Annotated in this window: 18 protein-coding genes and 1 pseudogene; 9 read left to right on the top strand and 10 right to left on the bottom strand. The window is 59.3% G+C overall.

Going from position 1 to position 23,640, the window contains the following annotated elements; translation table 11 throughout:
- The first annotated feature begins 16 nt into the window (after positions 1 to 16).
- From CKW38_RS03750 to CKW38_RS03740, 3 genes are all read left to right on the top strand, one after another.
- Positions 17 to 1,411, top strand: a complete 1,395-nt coding sequence (locus tag CKW38_RS03750) for an efflux transporter outer membrane subunit (protein ID WP_095111862.1) — start codon at positions 17 to 19, stop codon at positions 1,409 to 1,411.
- Positions 1,412 to 1,567: 156 nt separating this feature from the next.
- Positions 1,568 to 2,173 (top strand): SCO family protein, encoded by a 606-nt coding sequence (locus CKW38_RS03745; RefSeq protein ID WP_007915980.1) that lies wholly within the window; start codon positions 1,568 to 1,570, stop codon positions 2,171 to 2,173.
- Complete coding sequence (locus CKW38_RS03740) at positions 2,173 to 2,652, top strand: copper chaperone PCu(A)C (protein ID WP_095111861.1); 480 nt, start codon at positions 2,173 to 2,175, stop codon at positions 2,650 to 2,652. The genes CKW38_RS03745 and CKW38_RS03740 overlap by 1 nt, the downstream gene beginning before the upstream one ends.
- 80 nt (positions 2,653 to 2,732) lie before the next feature.
- Here CKW38_RS03740 and CKW38_RS03735 read toward each other — a convergent pair whose 3' ends face one another.
- Positions 2,733 to 3,233 carry a hypothetical protein gene (locus CKW38_RS03735; RefSeq protein WP_095111860.1) on the bottom strand — a complete coding sequence of 167 codons (501 nt, stop codon included), beginning with the start codon at positions 3,231 to 3,233 and terminating at the stop codon, positions 2,733 to 2,735.
- Between the two features lie 233 nt (positions 3,234 to 3,466).
- Here CKW38_RS03735 and CKW38_RS03730 point away from each other — a divergent pair, with 233 nt between their 5' ends.
- The 3 genes from CKW38_RS03730 (at position 3,467) to CKW38_RS03720 (ending at position 5,680) form a co-directional block, all read left to right on the top strand.
- Entirely contained in the window at positions 3,467 to 3,841 is a 375-nt protein-coding gene (locus CKW38_RS03730) for a hypothetical protein (RefSeq protein ID WP_095111859.1), read from the top strand.
- Entirely contained in the window at positions 3,838 to 4,035 is a 198-nt protein-coding gene (locus tag CKW38_RS03725) for a helix-turn-helix transcriptional regulator (protein WP_095111858.1), read from the top strand. Before CKW38_RS03730 ends, CKW38_RS03725 begins: the two co-directional genes overlap by 4 nt.
- Before the next feature lie 61 nt (positions 4,036 to 4,096).
- Complete coding sequence (locus CKW38_RS03720; protein ID WP_141232651.1) at positions 4,097 to 5,680, top strand: alkaline phosphatase D family protein; 1,584 nt, start codon at positions 4,097 to 4,099, stop codon at positions 5,678 to 5,680.
- A 33-nt stretch (positions 5,681 to 5,713) separates the two neighbouring features.
- On the opposite strand, the gene CKW38_RS03715 is transcribed toward CKW38_RS03720, so the two are convergent.
- Entirely contained in the window at positions 5,714 to 6,730 is a 1,017-nt protein-coding gene (locus tag CKW38_RS03715) for an ABC transporter substrate-binding protein (protein ID WP_007915967.1), read from the bottom strand.
- A gap of 408 nt (positions 6,731 to 7,138) precedes the next feature.
- On the opposite strand from CKW38_RS03715, the gene CKW38_RS03710 reads away from it, so the two are divergent.
- On the top strand, positions 7,139 to 9,349 hold the full coding sequence (locus tag CKW38_RS03710; protein WP_095111856.1) for an LTA synthase family protein: 2,211 nt from the start codon (positions 7,139 to 7,141) through the stop codon (positions 9,347 to 9,349).
- A gap of 118 nt (positions 9,350 to 9,467) precedes the next feature.
- Here the strand turns inward: CKW38_RS03710 and CKW38_RS03705 are convergent, their stop codons facing one another.
- Complete coding sequence (locus tag CKW38_RS03705) at positions 9,468 to 11,504, bottom strand: TonB-dependent receptor (RefSeq protein WP_095111855.1); 2,037 nt, start codon at positions 11,502 to 11,504, stop codon at positions 9,468 to 9,470.
- 334 nt (positions 11,505 to 11,838) lie between these two features.
- On the opposite strand from CKW38_RS03705, the gene katG reads away from it, so the two are divergent.
- Positions 11,839 to 14,109: a catalase/peroxidase HPI gene (katG, locus tag CKW38_RS03700; RefSeq protein WP_095111854.1), complete on the top strand. Its 2,271-nt coding sequence runs from the start codon at positions 11,839 to 11,841 to the stop codon at positions 14,107 to 14,109.
- 395 nt (positions 14,110 to 14,504) lie between these two features.
- On the opposite strand, the gene pepN is transcribed toward katG, so the two are convergent.
- From pepN to CKW38_RS03670, 6 genes are read right to left on the bottom strand one after another with little or no spacing between them, the layout of a single operon-like run.
- Complete coding sequence (gene pepN / locus CKW38_RS03695; protein ID WP_095111853.1) at positions 14,505 to 17,162, bottom strand: aminopeptidase N; 2,658 nt, start codon at positions 17,160 to 17,162, stop codon at positions 14,505 to 14,507.
- Positions 17,163 to 17,172: 10 nt separating this feature from the next.
- The gene (locus tag CKW38_RS03690) at positions 17,173 to 18,003 is read right to left on the bottom strand and encodes a DUF2797 domain-containing protein (RefSeq protein ID WP_007919231.1); all 831 of its coding nucleotides are present in this window, start codon (positions 18,001 to 18,003) and stop codon (positions 17,173 to 17,175) included.
- The gene (locus CKW38_RS03685) at positions 18,000 to 18,260 is read right to left on the bottom strand and encodes a YeaC family protein (protein WP_007919229.1); all 261 of its coding nucleotides are present in this window, start codon (positions 18,258 to 18,260) and stop codon (positions 18,000 to 18,002) included. The genes CKW38_RS03690 and CKW38_RS03685 overlap by 4 nt, the downstream gene beginning before the upstream one ends.
- 33 nt (positions 18,261 to 18,293) lie before the next feature.
- A complete protein-coding gene (locus CKW38_RS03680) occupies positions 18,294 to 19,163 on the bottom strand; it encodes a rhomboid family intramembrane serine protease (protein ID WP_095111852.1) in 870 nt (289 codons plus the stop codon).
- Entirely contained in the window at positions 19,160 to 20,131 is a 972-nt protein-coding gene (locus CKW38_RS03675) for a metallophosphoesterase (protein ID WP_007919225.1), read from the bottom strand. The genes CKW38_RS03680 and CKW38_RS03675 overlap by 4 nt, the downstream gene beginning before the upstream one ends.
- On the bottom strand, positions 20,131 to 21,021 hold the full coding sequence (locus tag CKW38_RS03670) for an NAD(+) kinase (RefSeq protein ID WP_003224174.1): 891 nt from the start codon (positions 21,019 to 21,021) through the stop codon (positions 20,131 to 20,133). The genes CKW38_RS03675 and CKW38_RS03670 overlap by 1 nt, the downstream gene beginning before the upstream one ends.
- A gap of 115 nt (positions 21,022 to 21,136) precedes the next feature.
- On the opposite strand from CKW38_RS03670, the gene CKW38_RS03665 reads away from it, so the two are divergent.
- Entirely contained in the window at positions 21,137 to 22,087 is a 951-nt protein-coding gene (locus CKW38_RS03665) for a DUF1853 family protein (RefSeq protein ID WP_095111851.1), read from the top strand.
- 188 nt (positions 22,088 to 22,275) lie between these two features.
- Here the strand turns inward: CKW38_RS03665 and CKW38_RS03660 are convergent.
- Positions 22,276 to 23,556: pseudogene (locus CKW38_RS03660) on the bottom strand (arsenic transporter); the annotation flags it as partial.
- Positions 23,557 to 23,640: the final 84 nt, after the last annotated feature.

The raw sequence follows: 23,640 nt of genomic DNA, 5'->3' as shown, positions 1-23,640 counted from the left end.
TGCATGAGGCAGTTCGATGTTGACGTTGCGACTTTCCCTGCTGTCCATGGCGATGCTGATGGGCGGTTGTTCATTGATTCCCGAGTACCAGCGCCCCGCTTCACCCACTGCCGCGCAGTATCCCGCAGCCACGCAGCCAGCCACGAGCAGCGAGGACTGGCGCACGCTGTTCACTGATCCGGCGCTGCAACAGTTGATCGAAAGCGCGCTGGTCAACAACCGCGACCTGCGCGTGGCGGCACTCAACGTCGAAGCGTTCCAGGCGCAATACCGCATTCAGCGCGCCGACCTGCTCCCGGCGGTGTCGGCCAACGCCAACGAGTTACGCCAGCGGATGCCGCCGAGCGTGACCCAGGGCAAAGCGCTGATCAATTCGACGTACTCGGTCAACCTCGGCATCAGCGCTTATGAGCTGGACTTCTTCGGTCGCGTGCGCAGCCTCAGCGAGGAGGCCTTGCAGACCTGGCTCTCGACTGAAGAAGCGCGGCGCAGTGCCGAGCTGAGCCTGGTGGCCAACGTCGCCAACGCCTACCTGACCTGGCGCGCCGATCAGGAGTTGCTGGAGCTGACCCGCGACACCCTCGCCGCCGATGAACAGAGCCTGCACCTGACCACCCGTAATCGCGAGGCCGGCAAATCGTCGGCGCTGGAACAGGCGCAAGCGAAGACCAGCGTCGACAGCTCTCGGGCCAATCTGGCGCGCTACCAGCGCCAGGTCGCCCAGGACTTGAACAGCCTGACCTTGCTGGTTGGCGCGCCGGTGCCAGTGACCCTGCCCGCCCGTCCGTTGGCCAGCGATCTGGTGCAACAACTGCCCGCCGGGTTGCCCTCGGATCTGCTGCAGCGTCGGCCGGACATCCTTCAGGCGGAGTACAAACTGAAAGCGGCCAACGCCAATATCGGTGCGGCGCGGGCGGCGTTTTTCCCCAGTGTCAGCCTGACGGCGAATGCCGGCACGTCGAGTCGCGATCTGTCCGGACTGTTCGGCGCCGGTTCCGGGGCCTGGACCTTTCAGCCGCAGATCAACCTGCCGATTTTCAACGCCGGCAGCCTGCGCGCCAGTCTTGATTATTCGAAATTACAGAAAGATGTGGCGGTGGCCGAATACGAAAAATCGATTCAAACCGCGTTTCAGGAAGTCGCCGACGGCCTCGCCGCGCGCAGCACCTATCAGCAACAATTGCAGGCGCAGCGAGATCTCGTCGCAGCCACGCAGACGTATTACAACCTGGCGCAGAACCGCTATCAGAATGGCGTCGACAGCAGCCTGACGTTCCTCGATGCGCAGCGTTCGCTGTTCAGTTCGCAGCAAGGCCTGATCACCGATCGCCTCGCGCAATTGGTCGCCGAGGTCAATCTGTACACCGCGCTGGGCGGCAGCTGGAGCGCCGCTGAATCACGCGTGCAGTAAGCTGTGGTCACTTTTTCTTACACCTTTTGTCGCTCGATCCTGCGCCGTGCGGCGATCCGTGGCCGGCCTCTGCCCTCAGTTTGGTATCATGCGCCGCTTTTACGGTTAACCCCCCGCCAGTCCTGCTGACTGACGGGCTGCAAAAGGCGGTATTAGATGACGGCTTTGTTGACTCGCCGCAAGGTGCTTGCGGGAATGGGCGTGCTCGGGCTAGGCCTGCTCGCCGGCTGCGACACCCGTGGCCAACTGTCGTACAAGTACGGCAAGGATCTGAGTAACAAGATCATGGGGCGCACCTTCAAACTGAAGAACACCGATGGCGAAACCATGACGCTGTCGAGCTTTCGCGGCATGATGCCGATGGTCTTCTTCGGCTTCACCCAGTGCCCGGCAGTCTGCCCGACCACCCTCGCCCGCGCGGCGAAAATCAAAAAGCTGATGGGCGCCGATGGCGATCGCTTGCAGGTGATTTTCATCACCCTCGATCCCGAGCGCGACACCCCGGAAATCCTCGACGCCTACATGAAAGCCTTCGACCCGACGTTCGTTGCGCTGTACGGCACGCTTGAGGAAACCGCGGCCACGGCCAAGGAATTCGACGTGTTCTACGAGAAAGTCCCGGCCGGCGACACCTATACCATCTCGCACACTGCCACCAGTTACGTTTACGACTCCAACGGCGGCTTGCGCCTGGGTCTGTCCACGTCGCTTTCGGCAGAACAATGTACGGAAGATTTGCTTACTGTTATGGAGGTTTGCTGATGCAACCTGTTCTGAACCACCTCAAACGCGCTGTCATCGGTTTTTCTCTGCTGGGTCTGGCATTCCAGGCGACCGCAGCGACCAAAGTCGACGATGCCTGGGTCCGTGCCACCGTGCCGACCCAGTCCGCCAGCGGCGCGTTCATGACCCTCACCGCCGACAGCGACAGCAAGTTGCTCAGCGTCGCGACGCCAGCGGCCAAAGACGTGCAGATCCACGAAATGACCATGAAGAACGACGTCATGAGCATGGGCCCGGTGAAGTTTGTCGAGCTGCCGGCCGGCAAAGCCGTCAAGCTTGATCCGAACGGCTACCACGTGATGCTGATGGGCCTGACCGCTCAGTTGAAGGAAGGCGAAACTGTGCCGCTGACCCTGATCGTGGAAAACGCCAAGGGTGATAAAGAAACCCTCGAGGTTAAAGTGCCGGTTCGCGCGCTGACCAACATGGAAGGTCACGATCACAGCAAAATGCATTGATCTGACTGAGCAGCAATAAAAAAGGGGCGGCCTGATCGATGATCAGGCCGCCCCTTTTTTTGTTTTTGCTGTGCGCCACATTAATGCCTGCGGGCCAATGCCTTGCGTACGCTTTCCCGTGACATCCCCGAGCCGGAACGGGGCACGGCTTTATCTACGGGCGCCTTGGCCAACTGTTTCTTGCGCTTTTCCACCTCACGCCACTGGTAACCGAGATATCCGCCTGCCACCACAATCCCCAGCCAACCGAACACCGAACTGACGAAGAACCACAACCCGAGGGTGATCCACACGGTTTTCGAGGTGAATAACTTCAAGCTGTTATCGGCAGGCACCGGTTCAACCGGTTCAACCGCTGCCTGCTGCGTCACCGGTACTCTATGCACCCCATCCAGATCAAAGCGCAAAGCGAAGTCCGCCCCGGCCACCGGAACATCTAGCTGATTGCCTTCAGCACGATGCACCCGAATTTCGCTATCGACGAGCGACGTGGAGCTGAAACTGATCCGGGTTTCATAGCGAATCTCGCCGTTGACCTGGGTCACGATCGTTCGTTTTTGGTCAATCGGGGTGTCGCGCATATCGATTCCTTGAGCGTTCCACGTCGGACGACGTGCGAAGGGATAATCCGTTGGGCTCGAATGCTACTGAGTGGCTATTACGCTGTCCAGAAAGTGTGCTTTTAAGCTACTGACCTAGGCGAAATCCTCGGGCATGAGTCTGTTCGAGGCTACCAGCCATGATGGAAAGCGTGCTTTACATCGGATAAATCTTCGGCGACCATGTAAAGGGTCTTTTACATAGGAAGTGAAGAATGAACCGGTACTACCTCGAATTGGGCGCAGCATTAATCATCTACATGCTGGTCCTGACAGCCTCATTGATTGCCTCGCAATACCTGATGGATGCCCCCATCGTGCTGCGCTCGGCCGTCGCACTGACGCCGATCGTTCCGGCGGGACTGATGTGCTGGGCCATCGTGCGCAATATGCGGCGCATGGATGAAATGCATCTGCGCATCCAGTTCGAAGCCTTGGGTTTTGCCTTTGCCGCCTCGGCACTGCTGACGTTCAGCTACGGTTTTCTGGAAAACGTCGGCGCTCCGCACATTCCGTGGACGTGCGTGTGGCCGGTGATGGGTCTGATGTGGATTGTCGGCCTGCACATTGCGCGACGCCGTTACCAATGAAAAACCGCCTCAAGGAATTGCGCGCCGAGCGCAAATGGTCGCAGGTCGATCTGGCTGAACGCCTGAGCGTGTCGCGTCAGACGATTAACGCTATAGAAAACGAACGCTACGACCCGAGTCTGCCACTGGCCTTTCAGATTGCCCGGGCATTCGGGTTATCAATCGAAAGCATTTTTGATGATGGCATGAACTGAAACGCTCCCCTCGCGTCCTCGCTACTTGCAAAAACGGACTACGCTCGGAGACACCACGGCATTGCGTGGCATCCGTTTTTCTATTGTCAGCGAGGACGACAACATGAGTCCCTTTGGCCCGGTTTTGAGCTTTCGCGGTATTCAGAATCAGAAATACTGTGTATCTGCCCTGCTGGTGCAAGACCTCAACGCGCCGGCACCCACTACGCAGGTCGCGCAGGCACACAATCCGACGATCAAACGGATTGCCCGGATTCCTTTGATCAAACCGCGCATGGCCGTCTGGCGACTGGACATGCAGATCCAGCAAAGTAAAACGCAGTTGAAGATCGACTATGACTTGGGAGATGTGTCGGGCTCATTTCACGTCCCGCCTCTGGATCAGGCGCCCCGCATCGCTTACACCTCCTGCAACGGTGTGTCGGATGTCAAATACCTCAATTCGTTGGCAGATCGTTATGCCGAACGCTGGAGTCATCTCGCGCAGACCCACAAACAAGCCGAGTACCATCTGTTGGTCATGGGAGGCGATCAGATTTACAGCGATGAACTGTTGCAGACTCAAGGCCCCTTGAATGAATGGTACAAACAGTTCTCCTGGAATCGCGATGACACTCTGTGGACTGAAGAAATGGAGATTCAGGCAGACGAGTTTTTCGCCAGTGTTTATCCGCGATACTGGGCCCGACCACAGATACTGAACATGCTCAGCTGCGTTCCGACCCTGATGATGTGGGACGATCACGACATCATTGACGGTTGGGGTTCCTATCCTCAAGCCCTGCATGAAAGTCCCGTACACCAGGGGCTGTTCCGCATTGCCAGTTATTATTTTCGACTCTACCAATTACAGGTTGACGAAACCGAGAGCCGCCCGGGAGCAATTACTCGTCAAGGGCATACCTTCGCTTTTGAAGGCCTCGGTGGCCTCGCCATTGTCGTTCCCGACCTCAGGTCTGAACGCGCGCCCGACATCAAAGGCAGAAACGGCCAGCTCAAACAGCCCACGCAAATCATGTCGCAAAAAAGCATCTCGCAGATGTTTACCTGGATCAAAAGCCTGACGGTCAGCAAACCTTCACACCTGCTGTTCATCTCCAGCGTTCCGGTATCGTTCGTTAACCTTGCGCTGCTTGAGGCCCTGATCGGATGGATTCCAGGGGAGATCGGGCCGGAGGATGATTTCCGGGACCACTGGCGCCATCAGCCGCACAAAAACGAGCGTAAGCAACTGATCAATGGATTGCTCGATTTTGCCAAGTTGGCGAAATGCAAAGTCACCATTGTCTCCGGGGATGTGCATGTAGCCGCCGCCAGCGTCATTCGTTCGGCCAACCCCCGACATATCGACAATGGTGCAGAAGTCATCCATCAGTTGATTTCAACCGGCATCGTCCATCCTCCTCTGCCTGTGCTGACGATCAGAAGCCTGGAAACGATCACCGGTACCCGGGAAAAGATCGACACCGACCTTACTGCCGAAATGCAAGCCATTGGATACGATGGAAATTGCCTGATTGCCAGTCGTAACTGGCTGTCCATCGAGCCAGATAAAAGTTCCGACGGACGCAATCGGTTGTGGGTGAAATGGCACGTCGAGGGGCACGATCACCCCATTACGCGACTGATCGAGCCTGCCGGTTGAGTTCCGGAAATCCCCTGCACCGGGCCGGGTTCTTCAGCTACCGGCCCCACCATGCGCCTCTTCAAAGAAGTAATCCTTCCAACTGTCGGCCTTGTTCTTCAGCACGCCCAGCTCCTGCAATTTCTCGGCGTAGATGAACGTACGCTGCGGCACCACAGTGAAATCGATTTCCGGATCCTTGACGATTTGCTCGACCAGAGCCAGCGGCAGTTTCGACTGCTCGACACGAATGTACGCCTGAGCCGCCGCCGGCTTATCAGCCTTGATGATCTTCTCGGCCTCGGCCAACGCGTCATAGAACGCCTTGTAGGTTTTCGGGTTTTCGTCGTGGAATTTTTCTGTGGTGTAGAGCACGTTGAACGTCGCCTGCCCACCGAGCACATCATAAGAGCTCAGCACTTTGTGCACGTTGGGATTCTGCAGGGCCTGGTACTGGAACGGCGGGCTGGAGAAGTGCGAGTTGATTTCCGAGCCGCCGGCGATCAGCGCGGCCGTCGCATCGGGGTGCGGCAGGCTGACTGAAATGTCGTCGAATTTCTTGTACTGCGCGTCACCGAACTCCTTGGCGGTTTCGATCTGCAAAGTGCGCGACTGGAAGCCGACGCCGGCGGCCGGCACGGCAATCCGGTCCTTGTCGGTGAAGTCCTTGAGCGTTTTGATGTTCGGATTGTTGGTCAGCAGATAGTTGGGCATCGAGCCCAGTGCGGCGATGGCTTTGACATTCTGTTTACCCTTGGTGCGATCCCACACGGTGAGCATTGGCGGCACGCCGGCGGAAACCACGTCGAGCGATCCGGTGAGCAACGCTTCGTTCATCGCGGTGGCGCCGGAGATGCTGTTCCAGTCGACCTTGATGTCGAGGCCCTGTTCCTTACCGTGTTTTTCGATGAGGTTCTGATCGCGCACCACATCGAGAATCAGGTAACCGATGCCGAATTGCTGGGCGATGCTGATCTTGCCTTCGGCCTGAGCGCCGGTGCTGAACAACGCACTCGCGACCAGAGAAGCGGCCAACAGAGTCAGTGCGGGACGTTTGAACGGTGTGGCCATGACAACCTCGCAGCATGGGGGTGGTTTGCTGAAAGGCCTGACTTTATCGCTATAAAAAATAGAAATTAAATATCTTTATCGCATATCGATAGCACGGGTTGTTGAGCGAAATCGGGCTGCGCGCTTTTGATTGTGAGGTTTAAAACGATCGCAGCGTTGCACAGCTCCTACATTGGATGCCGGTGATGGTTAGGCACCTTAAACAGCCTGAAACAATAAATCCGTCGGCAGCAATATCGCCAATGGTCGTGCAACACGAGGGCCGGTCAGGCCTGCGGACGCACCATCACCTTGATTAGCCCGCACGCCAGCGCATCAGCTGAGCGTTTAAAAGGGCGATCAGACAGCCCACCCTTGGTATCATCGCGCACACTTTTATGACGATTTAATGGCTGGAAGGTCTTTTTTGTGAGTGCTCTTTTTAACCGGTTGCGGCAGCCGCATGCCCGCCTCTTTTCGCTGATTGTTCTGGTGCTGGTGGTGCCGGTGTGCCTGCGTGCGGCGCTGGGCTGGTCGGCGCCGTTGGGCTATTTTTCGGATCTGGCCATTGGCAGCCTGTTGGTGGTGTTGCTGCATCGCCGGGCGTGGTGGCTGGCCTTGCCGGTGCTGCTGTTCTGGGGCTTGCTGGCGGTGGCGACCGCTGAACTGGTCAGCGCCGTCGGGCGTCTGCCGACACCTTCCGACATTCATTACCTGATCGATCCGCAGTTCGTGGAAAATTCCACCGGTGGCGGCCTGGCCCATCCTGCACTGGGCATCACTTTGCTGCTGGCTCTGGTGTTCTGGCTGTTGACCCAATTTGCCGGCCGTGGCATGCCGCGCCCGCCCCTGCCCCGCGCAGCCTGGAGCGCGCCACTGCTATTGTTCGCCGCGCACTGGGGTGCGCAAAACCTGTGGCCGAGCGAAGCCGATCCGTGGCGCCAGTACAACCTGCCACACCAGTTGCTGGCCAGCGAGGCCGCTGATCTGCAGATCCAGGCCGAGGAGTGGCTGGACGGTGACGTCGAAGAACCCGCGCCGGCCATGGCCGGACTCACCGACGTCGACCTCAACGGGCAGAAATTGCTGGCCGCGCCGGGGCAAGCGCGCAACGTACTGATCATCGCGCTGGAAGGCATTCCCGGTGCTTACATCCGCGCCAACCGCGAGGCGATCGGCAGCCATTATCAGGAAGACCTGATGCCCAACCTCAGCCGCTGGGCCGAGCGCGGCATGAACACCCCGGATTACGTGCTGCACACACACCAGACCATTCGCGGTCTGTACGCGATGCTCTGCGGCGATTACGACAAGCTCAACAACGGCACGCCCAAAGGCGTGGAAATGCTCACCCTCAACGAGCGCAATCAGGCCTGCCTGCCGGCGCAACTGCGAGATCACGGCTTCAGCACTCACTACTTGCAAGGTGCCGGGCTGCGTTTCATGGCCAAAGACAAGATCATGCCGCACATCGGTTTCGACGCGACTCATGGTCTGGAATGGTTTACCAACAGCAACTACCTGGAATTCCCGTGGGGCAAGGATGACAAGGCGTTTTTCGAAGGTGCGCTGGACTATGTCGGCCAACTGAAAAAACAGAAAAAACCGTGGATGCTGACGTTGCTGACCGTGGGCACGCATCAGCCCTACTCCGCACCCGAGGAATATCTGGAACGCTACGAAACGCCAAAACAGGCGGCCGTCGGTTATCTCGACGATGCGCTGGAGCAGTTCCTCAGCGGCCTCGAACGCCAAGACGTCCTGAAAGATACGCTGGTGGTGATCACCTCGGACGAATCCCACGGCATCGACGGTGTCCGCCTGGCTTCTTCGTGGGGCTTCAACCTGACCCTGGCACCGGAGCAGGCACAACTGCCGCGGCTGAACAAAGGCGTGTATGGCCACGTCGATCTGAGCACCTCGATTCTCGATTACTTTGACTTGCCGGTGCCTTCCGCGCTGAGCGGTCGCTCGCTGTTTCGCGACTACGACAGCGGCCGCGAAATCATGTCGTTCACCAACGGCAAGCTGCGCTATCACAACGGTCAGGGGATCTTTTCCGAGTGCGATATGCCGCGTCGCTGCCGCTACTACGAAAGCGCCGGGTTCATCGCCGACAGCGCCATCTATAAAGGCAACTACAGCGGCCACCCGGCCCGACAGATCGCCGCCCGTGCCAACGCCCTCGACCTGTCGCTGTTGCGCACGCCGCTCAATCATCGCTATCAATTCGGCAGCACCAACGTCATCCCGCTGCAAGCGCAGATCAACGATGACTGGGCCGACAATCTGATTGGCGCGCAATACCTGGAAATGCCCAAAGGCTCGCACACACGCGTGCGTCTGACCGTGCGCTCGGTCGATCCGCAGCAGGCGGCGTATATTCAGCTCAAGGCCAAGGAGTTTGAACAGGACGTGCAGATCGGCTTGCCGCAGGAGATGGTGGCAACCGCCGAGCAGCCGCTGGAAATGAACTTCAGCTTCGACAACCCGCAAGAGCGCAAAGCGTTTTCTTTCCATTTGCTGGGGTATGGGTTGGGTGCGGTTGAAGTGACGGATTTCAGTGTGATTACTGAATTGCCGGGGCAAGAGGATATTCTCGACGACGTGCCGGATGACGACACCGCCCAATCCACCTGATCACGCCCGTGTAGGAGCTGCCGCAGGCTCGGGCCGCGATCGGACGATCTTTTGCTTTTAAAATAAAGATCAAAAGATCGCAGCCTGCGGCCGCTCCTACAGTGGGAATCAGTGATTATCAGAACGTCGTGCGCAACCCGACCTGAATGCTGCGCCCTTCTGCCGGCGCAATGTCGCGCAGGATCGAACTGGCGTAACGCACGGTTTGATTGGTCAGGTTCTCGGCATTGACGAAGGCCAGCCATTTACTCTGGCCGACATCAAAGTGATACCCGACATTGGCGCCCAGCGTGGTGTAGCCGTCGGTGCCGCTTTCGTTATCCGGCACCCGATGTTGTGAGCTGGCGTGCTCTACATCGATGCGCGCCTGCCAACGATCCAGCTCCCACAACAGACCACTGTTGAGCCGCAGCGGCGCGATTCGCGGTAAATCTTCGCCGGTGTCCAGGTTCTTCGCGCGGGTGTAGTCACCGGACAACTCCAGGGCAAACTTGCCGTAGGCATTTTCGCCAAGGTTCCAGCGGTCCTGCGCCTCAATACCGCTGAAGCGCGCCCGCACGCCGGAGTAGGTGTATTCAGGGATGCCATCGGCGTCCTCCTCGCCTTCATCATTCAATGTGCGGCCCGTGCCGAGTAAACCGATGTAATTGGAGAAGTGGCTGTAGAACACACCGACACTGCCCTTGTGCGTGCCGTTATCGAAACGCAACGCCAGATCACTGGACACGGCTTTTTCTTTCGACAGCCCGGCATCACCGACTTCATAGGTGCCGGTCGCCACATGGGCACCGTTGGCGTAAAGCTCATAGAACGTCGGTGCGCGCTCGGTGTAGCCCAGCGTCGCAGCCACCGACCAGATCGGCGTCAGCGTGAACACCGCGCCAGAGGAAAGACTGCCAGCGGTGAAACTGCTGGAGCGGTCGGCGCTGGCGAAGCGTTCGTTACCCTTCGCGTCCGGGTCGACCGTGGTGTGCTCAAGGCGTCCGCCGAGGGTGAACAGCAGTCGATCGGTGGCTTGCAACTCCTCAAGAATGAACAGCGCAGCGGCATTGGTATCGGTCTGCGGCACAAACGCCTCTTCACCCAATGCCGAAAACTCGTTGCGGCTGACCTGTGCACCAATCACGCCATTGAACGGCCCCAACGGCTGATGCCGCGCCTCGACCCGTGCTTCGTAACCTTTGTTCTTGAACGTCGTGCCAACCTCGCCGCCTTCGATTTCGCGGTGCTCGTAATCGGTGTAACCGGCATCCAGTTTGATCGAGGTGAATGGCCCGTCGAGATTGCGTATCTCCGAGGCAAAGGCGTAGTGCTCCTGTTGCATGCGAATACGTACGTCTTGTTCAGCGGGCGAACCGTAATTGGAATCGTAGTTGCTGTAGGACAGACCGGCATAACCGTCATCCCAGGTGTACGACCCGCCGACCGCGCCGCCATCCTGGCGACCATCGCTGTTGGCCAGGCGATGTTTTTTCGAGTCGCCGTCGTCGTTTGCGCGTTCGCGAGCGGTTTTCGCGTAACCGGGGATTTTCAGGTCATTGAACTCGCGGGCGCTAGCGTCCAGATGCAAGGCGAATTGTCCGTTACCGGCCTCCAGTTTGCCGGCGCTGCTGCGCGTGGTGTCGGCACCGCCATAGCGCAACTCACCAGCGCCATGAATGCCATCGATGGCCTCAGTCGGGATGCGGTTATCCAAGGTGTTGACCACCCCGCCAATGGCACTGCCGCCGTACAGCAGAGCCGCCGGGCCACGGACGATTTCAACGCGCTTGACGTTGACCGGGTCCAGCGGCACGGCGTGGTCGTAAGACAGCGACGAGGCATCCAGCGCGCCGACTCCGTTGCGCAGAATACGGATGCGATCACCGTCCTGGCCACGAATAATCGGTCGGCTCGCACCCGGGCCGAAGTACGACGAGGAAACCCCGGGTTGCTTGTTCAGGGTTTCGCCGAGGCTGCCCTTCTGTTGGAACGTGAGGTCGTCGCCGCTAAGTACCGTCGAGGGCGAGGCAAGTGTCTGGCTGCCGAGCGGATTGCCGGTGATGACTTGCGGTTGCAGTTCGAGGGTGTCGGCGGCGAATACCGGCGACGCAAAAAGCAGCGCGGCGGCCAACGGATTGAGGCGTCGTTGCAGGGGGTGGGAACGGGCAGGCATTGCAAAATTTCCATGCGCTGAAATGTGAGGATCGCTGCCAGCGTTTTGCTTTAACGCTGGTAGAAACAGAATGAAACGAATTTTATGTTATACAATAACATTTCCTCCTGTCATCCCGATTTTCACATTTTGTTTTTTGCAGAGGCTCAACAACGCATGTTTCAAGCAGGCAGCCGCTATCGGCTCATCCGTGAAGTGCTCCGAAAGAAGCTGAAAGACTTTGCCTATCAGCCTCCAATAGTCGGCCTATTAGCTGACTCCTCAAGTCGGGTCTAGCCTTACTAGTCCGAAGTCGGCACGAGCCGGCCGTAGCAGACCTGATAAGGACCCGAACATGGCAAACGAATCGAAATGCCCGTTCAACCACGCCGCCGGTGGTGGTACGACGAACCGTGACTGGTGGCCGAATCAACTCAACCTGAAAATCCTGAGTCAGCACTCGCCCAAGTCCGATCCGTTGGGCAAGGACTTCGACTACGCCAAAGCCTTCAAGAGCCTCGACTTTCAAGCCCTGAAACAAGACCTCAACGCACTGATGACCGACTCCCAGGATTGGTGGCCGGCCGACTTCGGCCATTACGGCCCCCTCTTCATCCGCATGGCCTGGCACAGCGCCGGTACCTATCGCACCGCCGATGGTCGAGGTGGCGCCGGCTCCGGGCAACAACGTTTTGCGCCGCTGAACAGCTGGCCGGACAACGTCAGCCTCGACAAGGCCCGGCGGCTGTTATGGCCGATCAAGCAGAAATATGGCCGCAATATTTCCTGGGCCGACCTGATCGTTCTCACCGGGAACGTCGCGCTGGAATCCATGGGCTTCAAAACCTTTGGTTTCTCCGGTGGCCGCCCCGATGTGTGGGAGCCGGACGAAGATGTCTATTGGGGTTCCGAGCACGAATGGCTGGGCGGCGACAGCCGTTACGGCAAAGACAAGTCAGCCATGCAGGAGCCCGGTGACGGCACGCTGGTCGCCGAGCCGGATCTGCACGGCAAAGAAGAGAGCCGCACCGATCAGGGCGAACGTAATCTGGAAAACCCGCTCGCTGCGGTGCAAATGGGCCTGATTTACGTAAACCCCGAAGGCCCTGAGGGCAATCCGGACCCGGTCGCGTCGGCCCACGATATCCGCGAAACCTTTGGCCGCATGGCCATGAACGATGAAGAAACCGTCGCGTTGATCGCCGGCGGTCACGCCTTCGGTAAAACTCACGGCGCCGGCCCTGCCGATAACGTCGGGCCTGAGCCGGAAGCGGCCGGCCTCGAAGAACAGGGCCTCGGCTGGCGCAGCGCGTTCGGCACCGGCAAGGGCGGCGACACCATCACCAGTGGCCTGGAAGTCACCTGGACCACCACACCGACAAAGTGGAGTAACAACTACCTGGAAAACCTGTTCGGCTTCGAGTGGGAATTGACCAAAAGCCCGGCTGGTGCGCACCAGTGGATTCCGAAGAACGGCGCCGGCGCTGGCACCGTTCCGCATGCCCATGATCCAAACAAGAAACTCTCGCCAACCATGCTCACCTCTGACCTGGCGCTGCGTTTCGATCCGGCCTACGAGCAGATCTCGCGGCGCTTCCTCGCCAATCCAGATCAATTGGCCGACGCCTTTGCCCGTGCCTGGTACAAGTTGATCCACCGCGACATGGGTCCGCTGTCTCGCTACCTCGGCCCGGAACTGCCGAACGAAGAACTGCTGTGGCAGGATCCTATTCCTGAGGTCACTCACCCGTTGATCGACGACAGCGACGCAGCTGCGCTGAAAGGCAAAATCCTCGCGTCGGGTTTGTCGGTGTCGCAACTGGTCTCGACCACATGGGCGGCCGTCTCCACGTTCCGTGGTTCGGATAAACGCGGTGGCGCCAACGGTGGACGTCTGCGCCTGGCACCGCAAAAATTCTGGCAGGCCAACCAGCCTGAGCAATTGGACAAGGTGCTGAGCGCGCTTGAAGGGATTCAAAACGAGTTCAATAGCGGCGCCGCTGGCAAGAAAGTCTCGCTCGCGGACCTGATCGTGTTGGCCGGGAATGCCGGGGTCGAACAAGCAGCGAAAAATGCCGGCCATTCGGTCACGGTGCCATTCACTCCGGGACGTACGGATGCCAGCCAAGAGCAAACCGACGTCGACTCCTTTGGCTTCCTTGAACCGATTGCCGATGGCTTCCGCAACTACAGCAAAGGCAAGTACACCGTTTCGGCCGAGGCGCTGCTGATCGACAAGGCACAACTGCTGACCCTCACCGCACCGGAAATGACTGTGCTGCTGGGTGGTTTGCGGGTGTTGAATACCAACGTCGGGCAAACCCGGCATGGCGTATTCACCTCGCAAACTGAAGCGCTGACCAACGACTTCTTCACCAACCTGCTGGACATGGGCGTGGAGTGGAAGCCGACTTCAAGGGATGCGGATGAGTTCGAGGGGCGCGACCGTAAAACCGGCAGCGTGAAGTGGACGGCGACGCGGGTGGATCTGGTGTTTGGTTCCAATGCACAGTTGAGGGCGCTGGCTGAGGTGTATGCCAGTTCGGATGCGAAGGAGCAGTTTGTGAAGGACTTTGTGGCGGCGTGGACGAAGGTGACCAACCTCGACCGTTTCGACCTGAAGTAACTTTCAGTCAATAAAAACGCCGCATTATTAGTGCGGCGTTTTTTTATATGTACGGCTTGGGTTTTGTGGTGATGCGTGAATCCCACCCCCTCACCCCAGCCCTCTCCCCCAGGGGGGCGAGGGGGAAAGGGAGCCGATCTTCGTGCTGTTCAAAACCTGAGTTCGCCTCCGGACTTTCAGGTCGGTGTAACTCGAACATTCACCTCGATCAGTCCCCTCTCCCTTTGGGAGAGGGCTAGGGTGAGGGGCTTTTGATCTGTTTCAGAATCTGAGTTCGACTCCGGACTTTCAGGTCGGCGTATAGCGCAAAGACACCTCGGTCAGTCCCCTCTCCCACTGGGAGAGGGTTAGGGTGAGGGCCGGTCCACAGCTGAAACACCGACTCCGCTACACCATCAAGCCAGGCTCTTGCTCACCACCTCATACACATCACTCGACAACTGCCCCGACGCCCGAATCCGCTCCAGCTCGGCCTTCATCAACGCCTGACGAGCGCTGTCGTATTTGCGCCACCGAGTCAGCGGCGCCAATTGCCGAGAAGCAATCTGCGGGTTGAAGCCGTTCAGCTCGATCACCAGATCCGCGAGGAAGCGATAACCCGAGCCATCGGCCGCATGGAAGTTGATCAGGTTCTGCCCGGCAAACGCACCGACTAGCGCACGCACCTTGTTCGGGTTCTTGATGTTGAACGCCGGATGCTGCATCAACGCTTTCACGCGCTCCAGACCGCCCGGCAAGGTGCTGCCGGCCTGCACGCTGAACCACTGATCCATGACCAGCGGGTTGTCCTTGAAGTGCTCGGCGAAACTGGCCAGCGCCAATGCCTTCTGCTCTTCGAACGGCGAGTTGACCAACACGGCCAGCGCGGTCAGGCGCTCGGTCATGTTGTCGGCGCTCTCGAACTGCTCCAGCGCCGCTGCCAATACTTCCGGCTTGCCGCTGAGCATCAGGTACGACAGCGCAATATTCTGCAGCGCGCGACGAGCGAAATGCTCGGCTTCGGCCACGTACGGGGTTTTCTTCGACAGGTCACGGTTGGCCTGATAACGCAGCCACAGCGCCTCGAACAACCCTTCGGCCAATTGCTGGCGAGCGAACTCACGGGCGATATGGATCGCGTCGACGTCCGCTACTTCGCTGATTTCAGTGAGATACGCCTCACCCGGCAACGACAGCATCTCGGCGACCATGGCCTGATCCAGCGATTCATCCGACAGCACCGTACGCAACGCCGAGACCAGACGCGGATCAAGCTTCAGACTCTCGCCCTTCTGCTGCTGGCCGATCAACTCTTGCAGGACCTGCACCGACAGTTGCTGACCGGCATCCCAGCGGTTGAAGCCGTCGCTGTCGTGCTGCATCAGGAACATCAGTTGATCGCGGTTGTACGGGAAGCTCAGTTTCACCGGCGCCGAGAAGCCGCGCAGCAGCGATGGCAGCGGCTGCGCAGCGATATCAACGAAGGTGAAAGTCTGCTCGGCTTCAGTCACCGAGATCACGCGAGTAGTGCCTTGCGCCGATGATTCGCCAGCCAGACGCAGGGCAATCTCGTTGCCCTGGCTGTCGAGCAGGCCGAGTTCGACCGGAATCACGAACGGCAGTTTTTCAACTTTGTCCGGGGTTTCCGGGCAGCTCTGGCGGAAGGTCAGGCTGTAGGTTTTCGCGGCGGCGTCGTACGACTCGCTCACCGCCAGACGCGGCGTGCCAGCCTGGCTGTACCAGCGCTTGAACTGGGTCAGATCGACACCGTTGGCATCTTCCATCGCCTTGATGAAGTCGTCGCAGGTCACCGCTTGACCGTCATGGCGCTCGAAGTACAGATCGCTGCCCTTACGGAAGCCTTCGGCGCCGAGCAAGGTGTGGATCATGCCGACCACTTCCGAACCCTTCTCGTACACGGTCAGGGTGTAGAAGTTGGAAATCTCGATAAAGCTGTCCGGGCGCACAGCGTGGGCCATCGGGCCGGCATCTTCGGCGAACTGGTGGGTGCGCAGGTAAGCCACATCCTGAATGCGCTTGACCGTGGCCGAGTTCATGTCGGCGGAGAAGCCGGAATCACGGAACACCGTGAAGCCTTCTTTCAGCGACAGCTGGAACCAGTCGCGGCAGGTCACGCGGTTGCCCGACCAGTTGTGGAAGTATTCGTGAGCGACGATCGCTTCAACGCGCTGGTGCGCAGCATCGGTCGCGGTTTCGGCGCGGGCCAGTACGGCGCTGGAGTTGAAGATGTTGAGGCCTTTGTTCTCCATCGCACCCATGTTGAAGTCGTTGACGGCGACGATCATGAAGATGTCCAGGTCGTACTCGCGACCGTAAACCTCTTCGTCCCAGCGCATCGACTTCTTCAGGCTGTTCATCGCGTGCTGGCACTTGTCGATGTTTTCCGGCTCGACGTAAATGCGCAGCGCGACGTTGCGCTGGGTCATGGTGGTGAAGGTGTCTTCAACGCACCACAAATCACCGGCCACCAGCGCAAACAGGTACGCCGGTTTCATGAACGGGTCTTCCCACGTAGCCCAATGCCGGCCGTCTTCGCCCGGGCCCGAGGCAATCGGGTTGCCGTTGGAGAGCAGCACCGGGTAGCTGTGCTGTTCGGCGACCACGGTGGTGGTGAACTTGCTCATCACGTCCGGGCGGTCGAGGTAATAAGTGATCTTGCGGAAACCTTCGGCCTCGCACTGGGTGCAGAACATCGTGCCGGACTTGTACAGGCCTTCCAGTGCGGTGTTGGTTTCCGGGTGGATCTTGACGCTGGTGTCGAGCGTGAAGGTTTCGCTGGTCGGTTGCAGAGTCAGATGGTTTTCGGTCAGCTGGTAGTCGGCGTCAGACAGCGCCTGATCGGCCAGACTCACAGACAACAATTCCAGCTGCTGGCCATCGAGTACCAGCGGCGGCAGGCCCGGGCCACGCGCCGGGTTGCGGCGCATCACCAACTGCGCGTGCACCAGGCTGTGATCCTCGAACAACTCGAAGGTCAGGTGTGTTTCGTCGATCAGGTACTCGGGCGCCTGATAGTCCTTCAGGTAAATCATCTTCGGTTGTTCGGTGCGCATGCTGGCGTCCTTATTGATGCACGGCGAGCTGATAGGCCGTGTACTTGCGAATGTTGATCACGCCGGTGTCGAAGATCAGGTACTGGCCCTTGATCCCCAGCAGCGTGCCTTCGGCAATCGGGTTCTTGTCCAGGTTGAAGCTGACGATTTTGGCCGGGTATTGCTCGACCGGGTAGCGGATTTCCAGCGGTTCGACATCGGCAATGGTCTGAATCGCCTGCAGGCCGAATCGCTCCTGCAAACCTTGCAGGCCTTCGGCGCAGCTTTCGAATAACTGGTCACGTACCTGCGCCAGATCGACCGCCGCCGCATCACCCTTGAGCAACGCGCGCCAGTTGGTCTTGTCCGCCACCTGACTGCGGAACAGGTCTTCAACGAAGCCCGATTGCTGCCGTGTCGAGACGCGCATGATCGGCAATGCCTGACATGCACCCTGATCGATCCAGCGCGTCGGCAGTTGCGTAGCACGAGTGATGCCAACCTTGATGCCCGACGAATTGGACAGGTAAACCACGTGGTCGGTCATGCAGAACTGCTCGCCCCACGCTGGATCGCGACAGGTGCCGGCGTCATAGTGACAACGCTCCGGGCTCATGATGCACAGATCGCACTGCGCCAGTTTGGTCATGCACGGGTAGCAATAGCCCTGACTGAAACTGGTTTTGGTCTTGCGCCCGCAATGGGTGCAGTGGATCGCCCCCAGGTATTCCAGACGCACCGTGGTGCCGATCAACGGGTTGACCGGCACCTCGACGTCATCCAGACGAAACGCGTATTGCACGTTCGGCCCGTCCAGGCGCGCCGACATTTTGCTGATTGCACCGCGGCCAATCTCGATCAATGGATGGCATCCGACTTGAACAGGATGTTCGGCACTTCAATCGACTTCGAGGCACATTCCTGCGGGCCCATGTAACCGGTGCGCTGGTCTTCAGGCAGGTTCTGGATTTCCCAGGCGATCATCGCCTGCAACGACAGCTCGCGCTGTTCGGCGGTGAGTTTGCCACCGTCGGACCATTTGCCGATTTCCACGGCCAGCTTCAGGCTCTCGTAGATGTCCGGGGTAATGTTGTTGATCATGTCGTTAAAAGAGGACATCAGGGTCTCCGTGCTCTTTATCTACAGAAAATTTTAGGCGGCCAGTTTACGGCGGTTATACAAACCGCCCAACAAACCGGTGAAGCATCCGATGAGTAACCCGCCGACGTGGGCAGCGTTGGCGATTTCGCCGAAACCGATCATCGAGATCAGCCCGGACATGCACACCAGCAACCACACCAGCATCATCACCAGCACGCCGCGCGGGAGGCGATAGGCGGGGTTCGGCGACAGCAGCTGGAAGATCCAGCAATGCCCGAGCAAACCGTAAAGTACGCCGGACAGCCCGCCAAACAAGGTCGCGCCGCTCCAGACAAACTGTGCGTAGTTGGAAACGAGGCTGAACAACAGCGTCAAGCCGATCAGGTTAATGCTGCCCTGACGCGACTCGATACGCCGGCCCAGCTCCCAGTACCACATGCCGTTCATGGCCAGGTGGAGGATGCCGAAGTGGATCAGCATCGGCGTGACCAGCCGCCACCACTGCCCCGCCGCAAGGCTGTCGGCCAACGGTGTGAAATGGATGTACTCGCCGACCACCTGAAAATCGAGGAAGGTTAGCCAGCGCAGGGTCTGCAGATTCTCACCGAGGTACGTCAATCCACCAACGATCAGGCACAACAACAGGATGAACCCGGTGGCCTTGGCGTATTTCAGTTGCTCGGCAAAGCTCGGCCGTTTGACGGTCGGCGCGACGGGAATGTCCATTTGCTGATCGGGATCGCCAGCCGGGAAGCGTTCGTAGAGTGAACGCACGTCATCGCTGATTTCCGCCGGCGCCCACAACACTTGTTCGCCGGCCTCTTCGCTGACCCGATGCGGCACTTGCATACGTTGCAGCAGTTTGACGAAACCGCTCAAGTCCACTGCCAACGGCAGACGTAATACCGCTACCGCACTCATTGCAGCACCTCCGGCCGCTCGACATCGACCCAGACAAATTTATGCGGATCGAGGCGGGTTTCCTGATCCAGACGATAGGCGACCAGTTTGCCGTAGAGCACCGCGCTGTAATCCAGACACGCGAGGTTCGGGCGGATCGGCGCCGGTTTGCCGCTGCGCCAATAGTGGCCGACGAACAGCAACGGCTCGTCGACGCCGTAGCGCAGCAGGTTGTTTTTTTCGCTGGAGGTCAGCGGCTTCTGCGCCACCGGGTCTGGCAGTGCATCCGGCTGGAAGACGATATCGCCGTAGGTTTTCGGATCGTCTTCCCAGAACTTGGTGCGGAAGAACGAACGCACCAGACCGTCGCCGCTGGTCATGGTCAGGCCATCCGGCAGGCGCATGTCAGTGCCGCGCAGCAGACGGTCGAACACGGTGCAGGCGAAGCTGTCCGGCACGGCCGAGGCCTGCAGGAAGTGTTCGTCGATGCAGCCATTGGGGAACAGCGCTCGCAACGGTTCGATCAGTCCGGCATCCCAGCAAGCGTGGACAACACGGAAACGTCCGGCGTCGACAAACAGCGGCAGCTCGTAAAACCAGCGCTGGAAATCATGCCAGTCGCCAGGATGGTCTTCGAATTGAGTCAGGGTTTCGTGCAGCAGGCGTGCATGGCGCGGCGTGTGTTCGCGCACGAACTGCTTGCCGCTGCCCGGTAGCGCCGGCGTGCTCCAGCCCAGCGCGTTGAATTCGTGGTTGCCCATGATGCACAAGGCCTGACCGGCCTCGACCATGTCGTGGACGATGTGCAGCGCTTCGCGAATGCGTGGGCCACGGTCGATGATGTCGCCGACGAACACGGCCATGCGCGATGGATGCCGCCAGACCCCGCCCTGCTTGTGATAACCGAGTCGGTCAAGCAAGTGTTCGAGGGTCAGGGCGCATCCGTGCACGTCACCAATCAGGTCATAACTGCGCGCGGGATCGAGCATCAGTCGCCTCCACCGCCCAGCTTGCTGCCCCAGCCGAGCTTGGTGCGGCAGACTTCGTAGTAGTTATGGTCGAGCGGGTGAATCAAGCGCAGCTTCTGCGCTTTCTTGCTGACGGTGATGGTGTCGCCCGGCGCGCAGGTGAAATGGTTCTGCCCGTCACAGGAGACTTGCGGGTAAATCTGCATGTTTTTCGACACGACGATTTTCAGCTCACTGTTGCCATCGACCACAATTGGCCGGCTCGACAACATATGGGGGTACATCGGCACGATCACAATGGCATCGAGCTTGGGATGCATGATCGGCCCACCGGCGGACAGCGCGTACGCGGTGGAACCGGTTGGCGTGGCGACGATCAGGCCGTCGGCCTTCTGGCTACAGACGAACTGGCCGTCGATGTATAACTCGAACTCGATCATCCGCGTCGATTTGCCGGGGTGCAGCACGACATCGTTGAGCGCGTCGCCCTGACCAATGGCCTCGGCATGCCGGCGCACTTCGGCTTGCAGCAGGAAGCGGTTTTCCACCAGATAGTGGCCGTCGAGCACCTTGGCGACTTCGACTTCCAGCTCATCCGGGCGAATATCGGTGAGGAAGCCGAGGCTGCCACGGTTGATGCCCAGCACCGGAATATTGTGTTTGGCCAGCGCACGCGCGGCGCCGAGCAGGCTGCCGTCACCGCCGACGACGATGACCATGTCGCAGACTTCGCCGAGCATCTTGCGCGACGAGGTTTGCAAACCGTGGCCCGGCAGGACTTCGGCGATGGTGTCTTCGAGGATCACATGCAGGTGACGATCGAGCAGAAACCGTTTCAGTCGGCGGACGGTATCCAGCACCTGGGAACTGCCCAGGCGACCGATGATGCCGATATTACGAAATTGCTCCATGGGACCTCTGCGGACAATCGAAAACGCGAAAAACACGATTATGGGCGAAAGCGCCGGTTAGACAAAATCCTTTCAGCCTCAAGGGTGTGCTCGTGTTTACGGCTATGCTCGCAAGATGATCCTATTTCCCGACTTGCTGCAGTTGCCCCACCAATTACGCCATCCGGAAGTGCGCGATCTGGCGTGGGTGATCCTCGCCCCGCCGATGCTTGCCACCACACCGTGGCCGCAGCGCCATCCGCTGGCGGGCAGTGACTGGGTGCACGATCCAGAGCGACTGGAGCACTGGTTGCGCCAGCTTGATCACGACAGCTATGGCTTGCTGCATTGGTTGTCACAGGCACGTACGCGGCGGCTGGGCTTGTATTACGAGCGTCTGTGGCAGTTTGCCGTGCAGCATGCGCCGGGCATTGAATTGATCGCCGCCAACCTGCCGATCCGCCGTGAGGGCCACACCCTCGGTGAGCTGGACATGCTGCTGCGTGATCGCGATGGCGTGCATCACCTGGAACTGGCGATCAAGCTTTACCTTGGGCCGCAAAATGGTGACGGTCGTGATCCGGCGCAATGGCTGGGGCCGGGTTGTCATGATCGGCTGGACCGCAAGCTGGCGCATCTGGCGCAACATCAGTTGCCGATTTCGGCGCGCCCGGAAAGCCGTGCAGTATTGGCGAAGCTGGACATCGAGGTGTTCAGTGCGCAGCTGTGGCTGGGCGGTTATCTGTTGTACCCGTGGCCCGGGCAGGCTGAATCACCGAACGGTGCGCATCCGCAGCATTTGCGCGGCAGTTGGTTGCATCAGAAGGACTGGCCGGCGTTTGTCGCGCAACGTCCAGCCGGACGCTGGCAACCTCTGCCCCGCCATGCCTGGCTGGCACCGGCGCATTATCCGGCGGATCAGACCTGGACTTTGGAGCATTTACGGATGTGGCTGGAGGATCTTGAGCCATTGGCCCCGGCGCAGTTGATGGTGCGCCTGATCGAAAATGCGCGAGGGGAATGGGAAGAGGCGGAGCGGTTGTTTCTGGTGTCCGACCTTTGGCCGAATGTACCCGGCCAGGCCTGATTTTTTTGTGTCGCCTGTACCGGCCCCATCGCTGGCAAGCCAGCTCCCACAGGTTTTGTGGTGTGGCCCAGATAGTGAACACACCACAAAGCTAATGGGAGCTGGCTTTGTGGTGCGACTCAGGTAGTGAGCACACAGAAGATCCCTGTGGGAGCTGGCTTGCCAGCGATTGGGGTCGACTCGGTCCAAATGGATAGCCGCACAGCCAAAGCCGCCAACGTCACCAACAACACCGGCACCGTCAACACAATCCCGACCCGGAAGTAATACCCCCAGCCAATGTGAATGCCCTTGCGCTCCAGCACATGCAGCCACAACAACGTCGCCAGACTGCCGATCGGCGTGATCTTCGGCCCCAGATCGCTGCCAATCACGTTGGCATAGATCATCGCCTCCTTGACCACCCCGCTCGCCTGACTCGCATCGATCGATAACAAACCAATCAACACCGTCGGCAGGTTATTCATGATCGACGACAGCAACGCCGTCAGCACCCCCGTGCCCATTGCCGCGCCCCAGACGCCGTGACCTGCGAAGACATCCAGCCAACCGGCCAGATACCCGGTCAGCCCGGCATTGCGCAGGCCATAGACCACCAGATACATGCCCAGCGAAAAAATCACGATCTGCCACGGCGCTTCCTTCATCACCTTGCGCGTGGAAATCTTGTGGCCACGGGCGGCGATGCCCAGCAACAGCGCGGCGCACACGGCGGAAATCGCACTGATCGGAATGCCCAGCGGCTCCAGCGCAAAGCAACCGATCAGCAGAATCACCAACACCGCCCAACCGGCATAGAACGTGGCTTTATCGTGGATCGCGGTTTCGGGATGTTCGAGTTGCTCAGGGTCGTACGCCGCTGGGATGTCGCGGCGGAAGAACCACAGCAACATACCCAGCGTTGCCGCGACGCTGACGAAGTTCACCGGCACCATCACCGCTGCGTAGCGGTTGAAGCCAATGTGAAAGAAGTCCGCCGAAACAATGTTGACCAGGTTCGACACCACCAGCGGCAGGCTCGCCGTGTCCGCAATAAAACCCGCGCCCATGACAAAGGCCAAGGTCGCGGCCGGAGAAAACCGTAGCGCCAGCAACATCGAAATCACGATCGGCGTGAGGATCAGCGCCGCGCCGTCATTGGCGAACAGCGCTGAAACCAGCGCGCCGAGCAGCACCATAAAGGCAAACAGCTTGCGCCCGCTGCCCCGCCCCCAACGCGCCACGTGCAACGCGGCCCAATTGAAAAACCCGGCTTCGTCGAGCAACAGGCTGATGATGATCAGCGCGACAAAAGTGCCAGTGGCGTTCCAGATGATCTGCCACACCAGCGGGATATCGCTCAGGTGCACAACGCCGAAGATCAGCGCCAGCACGGCGCCAAGCGTCGCACTCCAGCCGACGCCGAGGCCTTTAGGTTGCCAGATGACAAGGGTAATGGTCAGCAGGAAAATCAGTGACGCAGCGAGCATCCGCAACAGCCTTACATGAAAATGGAGTTAGTGAGGGCACCACAAAACCTGTAGGAGTGAGCCTGCTCGCGATAGCGGTGTGTC

It is taken from the genome of Pseudomonas sp. Irchel 3H7, assembly GCF_900187605.1.
Classification (GTDB): Bacteria; Pseudomonadota; Gammaproteobacteria; order Pseudomonadales; family Pseudomonadaceae; genus Aquipseudomonas.
Note: the sequence above shows the minus strand (reverse complement) of the source record. Positions and strands in the feature narration are given on the sequence as shown.